Below are 13971 nucleotides of genomic sequence, written 5' to 3' on the forward strand. Positions count from 1 at the left end.
GTCTTCGTGTGGCCCGAATTCGACAGAATCTGACCCGGCGGCGCATGCGGGCCGCCCGCCGAGGCATTATCGTGTGCACCGCGACGGACGCAAGGCGTGCCGCCGCGATCTTTCCCCGAGATCCCTGACGACTCCCCCATGCAGACCCGCGTCGACGCCATTCCCCTGAATCCCGCCGCCACGCCGCCCGCAGCCGCCGAGGAGCGCCCCCAGTTCACCGTGCTGGGCGCGATCAGCTTCTCGCATCTGCTCAACGACATGATCCAGTCGCTGATCCTGGCGATCTACCCGCTGCTGAAGAGCGGCTTCGATCTCAGCTTCGCCCAAGTCGGCCTGATCACGCTGACCTACCAGGTCACCGCCTCGCTGCTGCAGCCGCTGGTGGGCATGGCGACCGACCGCCGGCCGATGCCGTATTCGCTGGCCGCGGGCATGGGCTTCACCCTGGGCGGCCTGCTGCTGCTGGCGACCGCGCCGAACTTCCCGGTGCTGCTGCTGGCGGCGGCGCTGGTGGGCACCGGTTCGTCGATCTTCCACCCCGAGTCCTCGCGGGTGGCGCGCATGGCCTCGGGCGGCCGGCCGGGACTGGCGCAGTCGGTATTCGTGGTGGGCGGCAACCTCGGCGCTTCGCTGGGGCCGCTGCTGGCGGCCTGGATCATCGTGCCGCACGGGCGCGAGAGCGTGGCCTGGTTCGCGCTGGCGCCGCTGCTGGCGATCGCGGTGCTGCTGCAGGTGGGCCACTGGTACGCACGCCACCATGCCACGCGCGGCAAGTCGCGCGCGCGCCGCGCGCCGGTGCGCGAACTGTCGCCGGGCATGGTGTGGGCCTCGCTGCTGCTGCTGGGCGTGCTGATCTTCTCCAAGTATTTCTACATCGCCAGCATCAGCAGCTACTACACGTTCTACCTGATGCACACCTTCCATGTGTCGGTGCAGAACGCGCAGGTGCACCTGTTCGTGTTCCTCGCCTCGGTGGCCGCGGGCGTGCTGATCGGCGGCCCGCTGGGCGACCGGGTGGGTCGCAAGTGGGTGATCCTTGGCTCGATCCTCGGCGTGGCGCCGTTCACGCTGCTGCTGCCGCACGCGAACCTGTTCTGGACCGGCGTGCTGAGCGTGGTGATCGGCCTGGTGCTGGCCTCGGCCTTCACCACCATCATCGTCTACGCGCAGGAGCTGGTGCCGGGCCGCATCGGCATGATCTCCGGAGTGTTCTACGGCCTCGCCTTCGGCATGGGCGGCCTGGGAGCCGCGGTGCTGGGCAAGCTGGCCGACCTCGAGGGCATCGCCCACGTCTACCAGTTGTGCGCGTACCTGCCGCTGATCGGCGCGTGCGCGCTGCTGTTGCCGGACATCGAACGGCCACGGCGCAGCTGAGCGCGCGCGGCTTCAGCCGCCGACCACCACCGGTTCCGGCTCCAGCCGCACGCCGAATCTCGCCTGCACGGTGGCGATCACGCCCTGGGCGAAGGCCCACAGTTCGGCGCCGCTGGCGTGGCCGTGGTTCACCAGCACCAGGGCGTGGCGATTGGAGATGCCGGCGTCGCCTTCGCGATGGCCCTTGAGGCCGGCCGCCTCGATCAGCCAGGCGGCGGAGAGCTTGCTGCGGCCGTCGGCCTGCGGCCACGCCGGCAGTGCCGGATGCGCCTGCCTGAGCGCCGCGGCCTGCGCGGCGTCGACCACGGGGTTCTTGAAGAAGCTGCCGGCGTTGCCGATCACCGCGGGGTCGGGCAGCTTGCGCGTACGCAGGCGTACCACCGCCTCGGCGACGTGGAACGGGGCAGGCTTGTCCACGCCCATGCGCGCGAGTTCCTCGCGGATGCCGGCGTAGTCCAGCCTGAGCTCGCGCGAACGGGGCAGGGCGAAGCGCACCGCGGTGACGATGTAGCGGCCGGGTTCGTGCTTGAACAGCGAGTCGCGGTAGCCGAACGCGCAGGTGGCGCGGTCGAGCTGGGCCACGCGGTGTTCGCGCGTGTCCCAGGCTTCCACGCTCTCGATGAACTCGGCCACCTCGGTGCCGTAGGCGCCGATGTTCTGGATCGGCGCGGCGCCCACCGTGCCGGGGATCAGGATCAGGTTTTCCAGCCCCGCGTAGCCCTGGCCCAGCGACCAGCGCACGAAGTCGTCCCAGCGTTCGCCGGCGGCCACCGCGATGCGCGCGACCTCGCCGTCTTGTTCCACCTGTACACCGCGGGTTTCCATCGCCAGCACCGTGCCGTCGACATCGCCGGCGAGCAGCAGGTTGCTGCCTTCGCCCAGCACCAGCAGCGGCGCACGGCGCACGGCGGGGAAATCCAGCAGCTCCGGCAGCTTCGCGGCGTCGCGCAGCTCGGCCAGCAGCCTGGCGCGCGCATTCACGCGCAGCGTGTTGCGGGTGGCGAGCGGGGCGTTCTCGGTGAGCGTGTAGCCGCCCATGTCGGTTCTCTCAGCCGGCATGCTTGCTTTCCTGGTGGCGGCGGATTTCGTCGACGCATTCGGCCACCAGCCGCGGGCCGCGGTAGATCAGGCCGGAATAGAGCTGCACCAGCGTCGCGCCGGCGTCGAGTTTCTCCGCGGCGTCGCTGCCGTCGAGGATGCCACCCACGCCGATGATGGGCACGCGTTCGCCGAGGCGTCGGCGCATGCCGCGCAGCACGTCGGTGGAAAGCGCGAACAGCGGCCTGCCGGACAGTCCGCCGGTTTCGCTGCCGTGCGGGTCGTCCGCCACCAGGGCGCGATCGACGGTGGTGTTGGTGCAGATCACCCCGTCGATGCCGCTGGCGAGCAGCGCCTCGGCGATGCCGTCCAGCTCGTGCTCGCTGAGGTCGGGCGCGATCTTCAGCAGCATCGGCTTGCGCGCGCCGTGCTGCGAGCCGAGTTGCTCCTGCCGCTCGCGCAGCGTGCCGATGAAGCGGCGCAGCGTGGCCTCTTCCTGCAGGTCGCGCAGGCCCTGGGTGTTCGGCGAGGAGATGTTCACCGTGATGTAGCCGGCGCGGCCGTACACGCGCTCCAGGCACAGCAGGTAGTCGTCCGCTGCGTGCTCGTTCGGCGTGTCCTTGTTCTTGCCGATGTTGATGCCGAGCACGCCGCGGTAACCGGAGGCGTCCACGTTGCGCAGCAGCGCATCGACACCGGCGTTGTTGAAGCCCATGCGGTTGATGATGGCCTCGTGCCGCGGCAGCCGGAACAGGCGCGGTCGCGGATTGCCCGCCTGCGGCCGTGGCGTCACCGTGCCCACCTCGACGAAGCCGAAGCCCAGCGCGCCCAGCGCGTCGAGATGCTCGGCGTTCTTGTCCAGCCCCGCGGCCAGGCCTACAGGGTTCGGGAAACGGAGGCCGAAGGCTTCCACCGGCAGCTCGGCGGCCGGCCTGGCGACGAGGCGCATCAGCGCGCTGCGGTAGGCGACGTCGAGGCCGTAGAGGGTGAGGCCGTGCGCGGTCTCGGCGTCGAGCGCGAACAGCAATGGGCGGAGCAGGTCGTACATCTAGAGGGTTCCCACGATGATGCGGGTGTCGTAGTCGAAGCTGACGTGGCCGTCCTGCCGGCAGCGGTCGAACAGCTCGTGCAGGGCGGCAAGCATCGGCTCGTGCTGCGGATGGCCTTCCTTCGGCGCGTAGGAGGACGACATCAGGCGCCCGCACAGGCCGTCGAAATCGAGCGACTGTTTGTGCTCGAAACGCGCGGTGCCGCGCCAGCCGGCACCGAACCAGGTGCGCATGGCGTCGTCGTCGGCGTAGCGTTCGGCCACGCTGGCATAGTCGGTGCCGTAGCGCTGCAGCAGCGCCTCGTAGCCTTCGAGGAAGGGCGTGCCGGTGGGCCGGCGCGAGTTCCAGAAGACCGCAGCGAGGCCGCCGGGACGCAGGATGCGGGCGAACTCGCGCCACGTGGAGGCGGGATCGAACCAGTGGAAGGCCTGCGCCACCGTCACCAGGTCGATGCTGGCGTCGGGCAGGCCGGTGGCATCGGCGCGGCCGTCGACGGCGCGGAAGCGTGGATGCCCGCCCAGCCAGGCGATGGCGGCCGCGCGCATCGCCGCGTTCGGTTCCACCGCGGTCACCGCGTGGCCGGCGTCGAGCAGCAGCTTGCTGGAGATACCGGTGCCGGCGCCGACGTCGGCCACCTGCCATGCGGCCGTGACGCCTTGTGAGCGATGCAGCCAGTCGAGCATCGCGGCGGGGTAGTCGGGGCGGTGGCGCACGTAGTCGGCGACGCGGTCGCTGAAGCGTTCGGTGCTGTGCAGCGTGTTCATCGGGTCAGCCTGAAAGACCTTGGCCGCCATCCACGCACAGCGTCTGGCCGGTGATCCAGCCAGCGTACGGCGAGGCGAGGAACAGCGCGGCGTGGGCGATCTCCTCCGGCGTGCCGTAGCGGCCGAACGGGATCTTCGCCAGCGTGGCGGCATAGAGCCCGGGATCGTCGCGCCTGCGCCGGTCCCACAGCCCGTTCGCGAACTCGACGGAGCCGGGCGCGATGGCGTTGACGCGGATGCGATGCTCCGCCAGCGCCAATGCCTGCGAGGTGGTGTACTGGCTGAGCGCGGCCTTGACCGCGGCATACGGCGCGCCGTGGCGGCGGGGATGGAAGGCGGCGATGGAACTGGTGTGCAGGATGCACGGGTGCGGCGACCGGCGCAGGTGCGGCAGCGCCTCGCGCGACGCGCGCACCGCAGCCATCAGGTCCACGTTGAAACCGGCCAGCCAGCCCGCATCGTCGTCCGCGAAGCCGTAGCCGCTCGCGTTGTTCACCAGCACGTCGATGCCGCCCAGCGCGGCGGCGGCTTCGTCGATGTAGGCGGTAATGGCGTCCGCGTCGCCGAGGTCGCAGGCGGCGGCATGCACCGGGTTGCCGCCGCGGGCCAGTTCGGCGCGGGTGGCCCCGAGCGCCTCCGCGCCACGCGCGCAGACCGACACCGACGCGCCGGCCTGTGCGAACGCCAGCGCGATGCTGCGGCCGATGCCCTTGCTGCCGCCGGCGACGACGACACGCCAGCCGCGGAAGTCGAACGCTGTCGGCGTATCCGCCATCGTCAGCGCCAGAAGTGCAGGCCGATGCCGAGGAACAGGAGGCCGATCGCCACGACGACGAGCAGCGCGCCGAGGGCCAGCTGCACGTAACCCAGCGCCAGGCCGGCTACCGCCAAGCCGTCGCCATCCATGCTGCCCGGCGGCGCGCGGCGGATCTCGCCGCGTGCCAGGTGGCCGCAGACGATCGCCACGATCGCACCCAGCATCGGGAACACGCACCAGGCGGCGATGCCGGACACCAGGCTGACCACGGCCAGCGCGTTGGTGCTGCGTGTTGCGGGAGGCTGATAGCTCATGGCGTCGATCCTTGTGCGTTGTCCAGCGGGCGCTGGAGCGGAGAGCTTTCCTCACCCCAAGCCTTTCCCCCGGCCGTGCCGGGGAAAAGGGGAGGGAGGCCCGGGTTACAGGTCGAACTTGATGCCCTGCGCCAGCGGCAGCGCGTCGGAGTAGTTGATGGTGTTGGTCTGCCGGCGCATGTAGGCCTGCCACGCGGTGGAGCCCGACTCGCGGCCGCCGCCGGTTTCCTTCTCGCCGCCGAAGGCGCCGCCGATCTCGGCGCCCGAGGTGCCGATGTTGACGTTGGCGATGCCGCAGTCGCTGCCGGCCGCCGACAGGTACTGCTCGGCCGACTTCAGGTTCTGCGTGAAGATCGCCGAGGACAGGCCCTGCGGCACGTCGTTCTGCATGTCGATCGCCTCGTCCAGCGTCTTGAACGGCATGACGTAGAGGATCGGCGCGAAGGTCTCGGTCTGCACCACCTCGTCGCTGTTCTTCACGCCGCTGACGATGGTCGGCAGCACGAAATGGCCCTTGCGGTCGGCGAGTGCGGCGCCGCCGGTGAGCACCTTGCCGCCCGCGGCCTTGGCCTTCCCGATCGCGGCGAGGTAGGCCTGCACCGCCTCGGCGCTGTTCAGTGGACCCATCAGCGTCTTCGGGTCGGTGGGATCGCCGATCTTGCCTTCCACCTGCTTGTAGGCGGCGACCAGCCTGGCGGTGACGTCGTCGACGATGGACTCGTGCACGAACAGCCGGCGCGTGGTGGTGCAGCGCTGGCCGGCGGTGCCCACCGCACCGAACACGATGGCGGGAATCGCCAGCTTCAGGTCGGCGCTCTGGTCGAGGATGATCGCGTTGTTGCCGCCCAGCTCCAGCAGCGAGCGACCCATGCGCTGCGCCACGCGCTCGCCGACCATGCGGCCCACCTTGGTGGAGCCGGTGAAGCTGATCAGCGGGATGCGCCTGTCGTCGACGAAAGCCTGCGACAGCCCGGTGCCGGCGTCGTTGAACAGGAAGAAGATGTCGGGGAAGCCGCCGGCCTGCAGCGCCTCGTTGCAGATCTTCATCGCGGCGATCGCCGACAGCGGGGTCTTCGGCGAGGGCTTCCAGATGCAGATGTCGCCGCAGACCGCGGCGAGGAACGCGTTCCAAGCCCACACCGCGACGGGGAAGTTGAACGCGCTGATGATGCCGACCAGGCCGAGCGGGTGCCACTGCTCGTACATGCGGTGGCCGGGGCGCTCGGAGTGCATGGTGTAGCCGTACAGCATGCGGCTCTGGCCCACGGCGAAGTCGGCGATGTCGATCATCTCCTGCACTTCGCCGTCGCCCTCGGGCTTGATCTTGCCCATCTCCAGCGCGACCAGCGAGCCGAGCGCATCCTTGTGCCGGCGCAGCGCCTCGCCGCACAGGCGCACCGCCTCGCCGCGGCGCGGCGCCGGCGTGGCGCGCCAGGCCTTGAAGGCGGCCTGCGCGCGCTCGACGATCAGCGCGTAGTCGGCGGCGCCGGAGGCGTGCACGGTGGCGATGACCTCGCCGTTGGCGGGGTTCGTCGGGGCCAGTGTGCCGGCATCGGTGGTCGTCGACCACTCGCCGTGGCCGAGGTAGCTGCCGGAATTGGCATCGGCCAGGCCGAGCGCCTTGAGAATGCTGTGGGACATGTGTTGCTCCTTCGCCGGACGCGCGCGGGCGTCCTGTTTCAAAACGCCGATTCTAGCAGGGGCGCCCCCTGCGCCGGTTCGCGCAGTGCGGCAATCCATGCCAGAATCCGCGTTCCGCCCCCGTAGCTCAGTTGGATAGAGCGTCCCCCTCCTAAGGGGAAGGTCGCACGTTCGAATCGTGTCGGGGGCACCAGGTGCGACGAAGGCCGGCGATGCCGGCCTTCGTTGTTTCCGTCGGCCCGCGCGAGGGCGTCACTGCAGGTCGCGCCAGATCGCCCCGAGCAGTTCGCCGTCGGGATCGCTGCCCTGTTCCCAGTACATCAGGCCGCCCAGGTGCTCCGCCTTCACGAACGCGGCCTTGGCGGCGATGGACTGCGGGTCGTCGTAGCTGATGAAGCGGCGGGTGGCGGCGTTCCACAGGTACGGCGCGTCGGCCTGCGCGTCCCAGTAGCGCACGTAGCCGTTGCGGTCGATGAAGTCGGCCTTGAGCTGCGGCCAGTCGTGGCCGCCCTGGTAATGGCCGTAGCGCTGGAACAGGCCGTCGTGGGCCGGCACGACCTCGGCGAATTCGCGGCCGTAGAACGCCACGCCCGGCACCAGCTTGCGTGGCGGCACGCCGGCGGCGAGGAACTGCCGCACCGCGCGCGCCAGCGTGCGCGCATCGGCCGGCGCCAGCTTCGACGCATGCAGGCCGGTATGGTTGCAGGTGGTCGGCGTCATTGCGTTGCAGAAGTCGTAGGTCATCAGGTTGAACCAGTCCAGCGACGGCGCCACCGCGGCGATGTCGATGCCGTCCACGAACAGGCCGTCGGCGGCGGCGATGCTGAGCAGGTAGTGCTTGCCGTGGCCAGTGCGATCCAGCGTGGCGCGCAGCATCCCGAGCAGGGCGGTGAAGTGCGTGCGGTCCTCCGGGCTGGAGGCGATGCCGGACTCGTGGTGGCCGGGATATTCCCAGTCCACGTCGAGGCCGTCGGCATGCGTATCGGCAAGCAGCGCGGCCGCGCTGTCGGCAAAGCGCTGGCGACCGGCGGCGGTGGCCGCCGCCTCGGAGAAGCCGCCCGCACTCCAGCCGCCCACCGAGACCATCACCTTCAGTCCGGGATGCGTGGCCTTCAGCGCGATCCGTTGCCGCAGCCGTTCGCGCGCGGCGGGAGCCAGCACCACGCGGCCGTCGACCACCTGCGCGAACGCGAAGATCAGCGTGTCGATGCGGCCCACGTCATCCGCCGCAATGGGCTGCTGCGCAGTGTCGTAGGCCACCACGCGATAGTGCCTGCCGGCGGCTGCGGACGGCGTGGCGAGTGCGCATGCGGGCAGCGCCAGCAGGGCGAGCAGCGCGGGCAGGAAGCGGGAACGGCGTGACGGCATCGGAGGGGTTCCGCAACGGGGGAGTCCTCGATCATCGCAGCGCGCCCGTCGCGCGGCCAGTGCGGCGATACACTTCCGGCATGCCCGACCGGAACCCACGCGCGTGAGCCCCGCCGACCCGCCTGCCGACCTGGCCGGCGATCCCCGGCCGCAGCCGCCGCCCGAGCCCGATCCCGCCGATTGCTGCGGCGAGGGCTGCGTGCCCTGTGTCTACGACATCTACGAGCAGGCGCTGGAGCGCTACAAGGCCGCGTTGGCGGCATGGCAGGAGCGCCATCCGGACGCCTGAGCGGCCGCGGATTGCGAGCCTTCCGGCTTGGCAGAGGGCGGCCAGTCGCGAATGGGTGCGGCAGGTGGCTGGTCTGCCACGCGCGCACGGGCCACTGCCGCACGCGCCGACGGAAAGTTCCGCGGCGTGTGGGGCCTCCACGGTTGCGGGTTGACGGCGGCGCATTGGCAAGCGCCACCCGTGCCCCCAGATCAAGGCCCATCGCGATTCCGGGTACCGCCATGATTCCGTTCTCCGTCCTCGACCTTGCGCCGATCACCGAAGGCAGCGACGCCGCACAGGCGTTCCGCAACACGCTGGATCTCGCGCAGCTCGCCGAACGGCTGGGCTACACCCGCTACTGGCTGGCCGAGCACCACAACATGCCCGGCATCGCCAGCGCGGCGACGGCGGTGCTGATCGGCCACGTGGCCGCCGGCACCTCGACCATCCGCGTGGGAGCGGGCGGCATCATGTTGCCGAACCATGCGCCGCTGCAGGTGGCCGAGGCGTTCGGCACGCTGGCCGCACTGCACCCGGGGCGGATCGACCTCGGCCTGGGGCGCGCCCCAGGCACCGACCACGCCACCGCGCGGGCGCTGCGCCGCTATTACGAAAGTGCCGACGAATTCCCGCACGACGTGGCGGAACTGCTGGGCTATTTCGAGCCGGCCACGCCGGGGCAGACGGTGCGCGCGGTGCCCGGCGCGGGCAGCGAGGTGCCGGTGTGGATCCTCGGTTCCAGCCTGTTCGGCGCGCGGCTGGCCGCGCAACTGGGTCTGCCGTATGCGTTCGCCTCGCACTTCGCGCCCGACGCGATGGACGAGGCGCTCGCGCTGTATCGCCGCGACTTCAGGCCGTCCGCACGGCTGACGCGGCCCTACGCCATGCTCGGCATCAACGTGGTGGCGGCCGGCAGCGATACCGAGGCGCGCCGCCTGTTCACCACCCAGCAGCAGAGCTTCATCAACCTGCGCCGCGGCCGGCCCGGCCTGATCCCGCCGCCGATCGACGACATCGAGGCGTACTGGACGGCGACGGAAAAGCTGATGGTGGAGCGGGCGCTGGCCTGCGCCGTGGTGGGCGATGCAGCGACCGTGAAGCAGGGCCTCGCGGAGTTCGTCGCACGCCATCGGCCCGACGAGCTGATGATCACCAGCAACGTGTTCGAGCATGCGTTGCGGCGGCGGTCGTACGAGTTGGTGGCGGCTGCGCGCGGGTAGCCTGCTCGATGAGGTCGATCTTCTTGTCGCTTGCCTGTTTCGCATTACCGCAGGCGACAGAGCGGTTTCGTCCACCTGCCAGTGGCCGAGTTACTTTTCTCTTGCGTGGCCAAGAGAAAACCAAAGAGAAGGTCACCCCCGGTAGGCGCTCTGCGGGCATCCTGCCCTGCGAGTGCGTGAGGCGGGGCCGGGCTTTTCGAGCGGGCATCGTGCCCGCGCGAAAAGGCGAATCCATCCCTGGATTCGCCCGCTGCGCGGCCTGCTCGTCCCCGCCTCACCGCCGCCCAGGGGCCCCGGAGAAGCAGCGCGCTCCCAGCGCGCAGAAGCAACCGCCAGAGCACTGCGAAAGCCAAAGCCAAAGCGGCGCAAGGCGCCGCGGGGCTTTGTACCCTCAGTTCCCAGATACGGCGCGGCATGGCCGCCACGTCTATCGCACAGGCGGGTGCAGCTCCAACAGCCTCGACACATCGCGCTTGTAGTTCCGGCGTATCGAACCAGGCCATTTCTCTGGGTTGCTTCTCTTGACTGCGGGCATCCTGTCCCCCGCCCTTCGGGCCGGTTTCGCCGTTCGCCGCTGCTCCTGCGGTGGCGTGGGCCAGCAAAGAGAAGGAACCCGGACGCCGGCAGGCGACCGAAACCGCTCTTTCACCTGCGAAAGAGCGAAAGCAAGGCTTCGTTTTCCAGCCATTCTCCCGAATGGGAAAAGAAACCTGCGCCAGAGCGAAGGCGCGCCGAGGGCGCGCCTCTGGTCACTGTTCCACGCCCACCAACTTCACATCGAACACCAACGATGTATTCGGCGGGATCACGTCGCCGCCTCCCCGTGCGCCGTAACCGAGTTCGGCCGGAATCAGCAGCGTGCGTTCGCCGCCCACGCGCATGCCGGCCACGCCCTGGTCCCAGCCCTGGATGACCTGGCCCTGGCCCAGCGGGAAGGAGAACGGCTGGCCGCCGTGGTCGTCGGTGCTGTCGAACTGGGTGCCGTGCTTGTCCCTGGCGCGGTCGTCGTACAGCCAGCCGGTGTAGAGCACCCGCACCGTCATGCCGGGCTTCGCCTCGGCGCCGGTCCCCACCCTGGTGTCGATCGTGGCGAGCTTGTCCACCTGGCCGTGGCTGGTCGGCGGAGGCGGCGGGGTGCGGTTGCAGGCGGCGAGGGCGAGCACGCCGGCGGCGAGCAGGGCGAGGCGATGGCGCATGGGTGGGTATCCGCGATGACGAGGACCCATCATCGCAGATCGCCCGCGCTTCAGGCCGCCAGCGATTGCCGCCAGGCGTGCGCCGGATAGTAGACGTGCATCATGCGCGCCACGTAGGCAACCAGGTTCGGGTGGCGTTCGGCGGCGGTGCGCAGCGGCGAGTCGAAGAACGGCGTGAGCACGGCGGCCAGCACGCCGAAGCCGATGGCGTCGACGGCGTGCGGCCGGTCGCCGAACAGGTGGTCGCGTTCACCCAGCAGCGTGGCCAGCGCATCGATGGAGCGCGTGCCGAGCTCCGCGATCTGCTCGCGCGAATGGCGGCCCAGGCCGTGCGCGTGCAGCTCGTTCCGCTTCGCGGCCTGCATGTTCTCGCGCAACTGCTGGCGCGATTCCTCGGGCGCGCGGTCGACGAAATGCGCCGGGCCCCTGGCGAAATTGTCCGGGTCGACCCAGCGGAACCACACCATCGCCCAGTACAGGTGATCCTCCAGCAGGCGTTCGACGGCCCAGGCTTCCGCGCGCTGGCGCGTGTCGAGGCCCGCGTCCAGGTCCAGCGCGTACTTGCGCTCCAGGTGGGCGCGGATGAAGGTGGAATCGCACACCACTTCGCCGTCGTCGTCGATGTACGGCAGCTTGCCCTTGGGTGCTTCCGGCGGGATGGCGAACACCTTGCGATAGGGCAGGTGGGCCATCTGCAGCTGCACCTCGGTCTTGGTGACGAAGGGGCTGGGGTCGGGCAGGTCGAAGGCAGGGGCGCAACCGTACAGGGTGATCTGTGGCGTGTTCATGGCGGGACTCCTTGGGTGGACGGCGGCCAGTCTGGTGCGGCGCTGCTGACAGCCTGCTGTCAGCAGCCGCGTCCGCGTAGCGCCAACCCGCAGTCCGCGCAAGACGAGCAGGAAAGGGCAATCCACGCTATCTTGCGCGGCAGCGTCCATCCGGGGAGTACCAGCGTGAACCCTCAGCCCATGCCCAGCGTGTCCTCGCGCGCCGAACTCACCCTGCGCGGCCTGCTCATCGGCATCGTGATCACCGTGGTGTTCACCGCGGCGAACGTGTTCTTCGGCCTCAAGGCCGGCCTGACCTTCGCCACCTCGATCCCGGCGGCGGTGATTTCCATGGCCCTGCTGCGCGGGTTCAAGGACTCCACCATCCAGGAAAACAATGTCGTCCAGACCATCGCTTCGGCGGCGGGCACGCTGTCGTCGATCATCTTCGTGCTGCCGGGCATGATCATGATCGGCTGGTGGGCCGACTTCCCGTTCTGGACCTCGTTCGCCATCTGCGCGCTGGGCGGCACCCTGGGCGTGATGTATTCCATCCCGCTGCGTCGAGCGCTGGTGACCGATACCGACCTGCCGTATCCGGAGGGCCTCGCCTGCGCCGAAGTGCTCAAGGTGGGCGCCGGCGACGACGCGGACGCCGGCAGCGTGGAAGAAGGCCGTGCCGGCCTGCTCGCCGTGCTGTGGGGCTCCATCGTCTCGGCGCTGTTCGCCGTGATGGTGGCCACGCAGGTGTTCGCGTCCGACTTCGTGCGCAACTTCCGGGTGAGCGACAAGGGCGCGGTCAGCGGTTTCGATTTCAACCTCTCCTTCGCCTTGTTCGCCATTGGCCATCTGGTGGGCCTGTCGGTGGGTATCGCGATGCTCACCGGTGCCGTCATCGGCTGGGGCTGGGGCGTGCCGCATTACTCGGTGCTGGGGGACATGAGCCAGTCGGTGGCGGACCTCGCCAACGCCACCTGGAGCCACAAGGTGCGCTTCGTCGGTGCGGGCGCCATCGGCGTGTCGGCCATCTGGACACTGGCCAAGCTTGTGAAGCCGGTGATCAGCGGCCTGACTTCGGCGATGGCGGCTTCGCGCGTGCGCAAGGCCGGCAAGGCCGACTCGCTGCCGCGCACCGAGCGCGATATCCCGATCGGCATTGTGGGCCTGATCACGCTGGCCTGTTTCGTGCCGATCGCCTGGTTGCTCGGCTACTTCGGTGAGACCAGCGGCCTGGGTGACCACGTTGCCGTACTCGCCATCGGGGGCGTGGCCTTCGTGGTGCTGATGGGCTTCTTCGTGTCCACCGTGTGCGGTTACATGGCCGGCCTGATCGGTTCGTCCAACAGCCCGCTGTCGGGCGTGGGCATCCTCGTGGTCATCGCCGCGGCGCTGCTGCTGGTGGCGTTCGTGAAGCCACACGTGGGTCCGGAAGAAGGCAAGGCGCTGGTGGCGTTCGCGTTGTTCATCACCTCGGTGGTGTTCGCCGTGGCGGCCATCGCCAACAACAACCTGCAGGATCTGAAGACCGGTCAGCTCGTCGATGCCACGCCGTGGCGCCAGCAGGTGGCGTTGGTGGTCGGCGTGATCGCCGGTGCGGCGGTGATTCCGCCGGTGCTGGACATGCTCAACAAGGCCTACGGCTTCGTGGGCGTGGCCGGTGCCGGTGCGCACGCGCTGCCGGCGCCGCAGGCGGGCCTGATCTCCGCGCTGGCGCAGGGCGTGATCACCAACAACATCGACTGGAGCCTGATCATCACGGGCATCTGGATCGGCGTCGCCATCATCGTGGTCGACGAAATCCTCATGCGTACGACCAGGCGCATGCGCTTGCCGCCGCTGGCGGTGGGGCTGGGCATCTACCTGCCGACCGTCAGCACGCTGATGGTGGTGGTGGGTTCGGTGGTGGGCTGGTTCTTCGATCGTCGCGCGGATCGCGGGAAGAAGCCGGAAGCCACCAAGCAGCTCGGCGTTCTGCTTGCTTCGGGCCTGATCGTGGGCGAGAGCGTGATGGGCGTGGTCATCGCGTTCATCGTCGGCCTCTCCGGCAAGGCGGCACCGCTGGCGCTGGTGGGCGGGAGTTTCGCCGGGGCGGCGCAGTGGATCGGCGGCATCGTGTTCGTGGCCCTGGTGGTGGTGATGTACCGCTGGATCGCGCGCATGGGGCAGGGCACCTCGGCGCGGTGATGGCGGGCGCCGTTCATCGCTCGCAACA

The 13971-nt window shown here is 69.7% G+C and carries 13 protein-coding genes and 1 tRNA gene; 5 read left to right on the plus strand and 9 right to left on the minus strand.

Features of this window, described 5'->3' with window-relative positions; all coding sequences use genetic code 11:
• Window positions 1–138: 138 nt before the first annotated feature.
• The gene (locus ACQGNW_RS12750; RefSeq protein ID WP_426663564.1) at window positions 139–1374 is read left to right on the plus strand and encodes an MFS transporter; all 1236 of its coding nucleotides are present in this window, start codon (window positions 139–141) and stop codon (window positions 1372–1374) included.
• A 12-nt stretch (window positions 1375–1386) separates the two neighbouring features.
• Here ACQGNW_RS12750 and murB read toward each other — a convergent pair whose 3' ends face one another.
• The 6 genes from murB to amaB all read right to left on the minus strand — a co-directional run bounded on the left by murB (window position 1387) and on the right by amaB (window position 6937).
• Entirely contained in the window at window positions 1387–2412 is a 1026-nt protein-coding gene (gene murB / locus ACQGNW_RS12755) for a UDP-N-acetylmuramate dehydrogenase (RefSeq protein WP_426663658.1), read from the minus strand.
• 10 nt (window positions 2413–2422) lie between these two features.
• Complete coding sequence (locus tag ACQGNW_RS12760) at window positions 2423–3460, minus strand: quinone-dependent dihydroorotate dehydrogenase (RefSeq protein ID WP_426663565.1); 1038 nt, start codon at window positions 3458–3460, stop codon at window positions 2423–2425.
• Window positions 3461–4225 (minus strand): class I SAM-dependent methyltransferase, encoded by a 765-nt coding sequence (locus tag ACQGNW_RS12765; RefSeq protein WP_426663566.1) that lies wholly within the window; start codon window positions 4223–4225, stop codon window positions 3461–3463.
• Window positions 4226–4229: 4 nt separating this feature from the next.
• Window positions 4230–5000: an SDR family NAD(P)-dependent oxidoreductase gene (locus ACQGNW_RS12770; RefSeq protein WP_426663567.1), complete on the minus strand. Its 771-nt coding sequence runs from the start codon at window positions 4998–5000 to the stop codon at window positions 4230–4232.
• A gap of 2 nt (window positions 5001–5002) precedes the next feature.
• Window positions 5003–5296, minus strand: coding sequence for a DUF4190 domain-containing protein (locus ACQGNW_RS12775; RefSeq protein ID WP_426663568.1), 294 nt, complete (start codon window positions 5294–5296; stop codon window positions 5003–5005).
• Window positions 5297–5401: 105 nt separating this feature from the next.
• Entirely contained in the window at window positions 5402–6937 is a 1536-nt protein-coding gene (amaB, locus tag ACQGNW_RS12780) for an L-piperidine-6-carboxylate dehydrogenase (RefSeq protein ID WP_426663569.1), read from the minus strand.
• Between the two features lie 116 nt (window positions 6938–7053).
• On the opposite strand from amaB, the gene ACQGNW_RS12785 reads away from it, so the two are divergent.
• A tRNA-Arg gene (locus tag ACQGNW_RS12785) sits at window positions 7054–7130 on the plus strand.
• A gap of 59 nt (window positions 7131–7189) precedes the next feature.
• On the opposite strand, the gene ACQGNW_RS12790 is transcribed toward ACQGNW_RS12785, so the two are convergent.
• Window positions 7190–8305 (minus strand): glycoside hydrolase family 18 protein, encoded by a 1116-nt coding sequence (locus ACQGNW_RS12790; RefSeq protein ID WP_426663570.1) that lies wholly within the window; start codon window positions 8303–8305, stop codon window positions 7190–7192.
• A 103-nt stretch (window positions 8306–8408) separates the two neighbouring features.
• Here ACQGNW_RS12790 and ACQGNW_RS12795 point away from each other — a divergent pair, with 103 nt between their 5' ends.
• Together ACQGNW_RS12795 and ACQGNW_RS12800 are read left to right on the plus strand one after the other, a co-directional pair.
• A complete protein-coding gene (locus ACQGNW_RS12795) occupies window positions 8409–8594 on the plus strand; it encodes an oxidoreductase-like domain-containing protein (RefSeq protein ID WP_426663571.1) in 186 nt (61 codons plus the stop codon).
• 221 nt (window positions 8595–8815) lie between these two features.
• Window positions 8816–9796 carry an LLM class flavin-dependent oxidoreductase gene (locus ACQGNW_RS12800; protein ID WP_426663572.1) on the plus strand — a complete coding sequence of 327 codons (981 nt, stop codon included), beginning with the start codon at window positions 8816–8818 and terminating at the stop codon, window positions 9794–9796.
• A 749-nt stretch (window positions 9797–10545) separates the two neighbouring features.
• Here ACQGNW_RS12800 and ACQGNW_RS12805 read toward each other — a convergent pair.
• Both ACQGNW_RS12805 and ACQGNW_RS12810 read right to left on the minus strand, forming a co-directional pair.
• Window positions 10546–10992 carry an FKBP-type peptidyl-prolyl cis-trans isomerase gene (locus ACQGNW_RS12805; RefSeq protein ID WP_426663573.1) on the minus strand — a complete coding sequence of 149 codons (447 nt, stop codon included), beginning with the start codon at window positions 10990–10992 and terminating at the stop codon, window positions 10546–10548.
• A gap of 50 nt (window positions 10993–11042) precedes the next feature.
• Window positions 11043–11780, minus strand: a complete 738-nt coding sequence (locus ACQGNW_RS12810) for a glutathione S-transferase family protein (protein ID WP_426663574.1) — start codon at window positions 11778–11780, stop codon at window positions 11043–11045.
• A 180-nt stretch (window positions 11781–11960) separates the two neighbouring features.
• Between ACQGNW_RS12810 and ACQGNW_RS12815 the strand changes: the two genes are divergently transcribed.
• On the plus strand, window positions 11961–13943 hold the full coding sequence (locus ACQGNW_RS12815) for an OPT family oligopeptide transporter (RefSeq protein ID WP_426663659.1): 1983 nt from the start codon (window positions 11961–11963) through the stop codon (window positions 13941–13943).
• The last annotated feature ends 28 nt before the right edge of the window (window positions 13944–13971 follow it).

Origin of the sequence: Rhodanobacter aciditrophus (genome assembly GCF_050026795.1) — a bacterium.
Taxonomy (GTDB): Bacteria; Pseudomonadota; Gammaproteobacteria; order Xanthomonadales; family Rhodanobacteraceae; genus Rhodanobacter_A.

What these genes read in the sequence shown, in the direction of transcription:
- ACQGNW_RS12750 (WP_426663564.1), top strand. Translation starts at nt 139, where the DNA reads ATGCAGACCCGCGTCGACGCCATTCCCCTGAATCCCGCCGCCACGCCG.
- murB (WP_426663658.1), bottom strand. Translation starts at nt 2,412, where the DNA reads ATGGGCGGCTACACGCTCACCGAGAACGCCCCGCTCGCCACCCGCAAC.
- ACQGNW_RS12760 (WP_426663565.1), bottom strand. Translation starts at nt 3,460, where the DNA reads ATGTACGACCTGCTCCGCCCATTGCTGTTCGCGCTCGACGCCGAGACC.
- ACQGNW_RS12765 (WP_426663566.1), bottom strand. Translation starts at nt 4,225, where the DNA reads ATGAACACGCTGCACAGCACCGAACGCTTCAGCGACCGCGTCGCCGAC.
- ACQGNW_RS12770 (WP_426663567.1), bottom strand. Translation starts at nt 5,000, where the DNA reads ATGGCGGATACGCCGACAGCGTTCGACTTCCGCGGCTGGCGTGTCGTC.
- ACQGNW_RS12775 (WP_426663568.1), bottom strand. Translation starts at nt 5,296, where the DNA reads ATGAGCTATCAGCCTCCCGCAACACGCAGCACCAACGCGCTGGCCGTG.
- amaB (WP_426663569.1), bottom strand. Translation starts at nt 6,937, where the DNA reads ATGTCCCACAGCATTCTCAAGGCGCTCGGCCTGGCCGATGCCAATTCC.
- ACQGNW_RS12790 (WP_426663570.1), bottom strand. Translation starts at nt 8,305, where the DNA reads ATGCCGTCACGCCGTTCCCGCTTCCTGCCCGCGCTGCTCGCCCTGCTG.
- ACQGNW_RS12800 (WP_426663572.1), top strand. Translation starts at nt 8,816, where the DNA reads ATGATTCCGTTCTCCGTCCTCGACCTTGCGCCGATCACCGAAGGCAGC.
- ACQGNW_RS12805 (WP_426663573.1), bottom strand. Translation starts at nt 10,992, where the DNA reads ATGCGCCATCGCCTCGCCCTGCTCGCCGCCGGCGTGCTCGCCCTCGCC.
- ACQGNW_RS12810 (WP_426663574.1), bottom strand. Translation starts at nt 11,780, where the DNA reads ATGAACACGCCACAGATCACCCTGTACGGTTGCGCCCCTGCCTTCGAC.
- ACQGNW_RS12815 (WP_426663659.1), top strand. Translation starts at nt 11,961, where the DNA reads ATGCCCAGCGTGTCCTCGCGCGCCGAACTCACCCTGCGCGGCCTGCTC.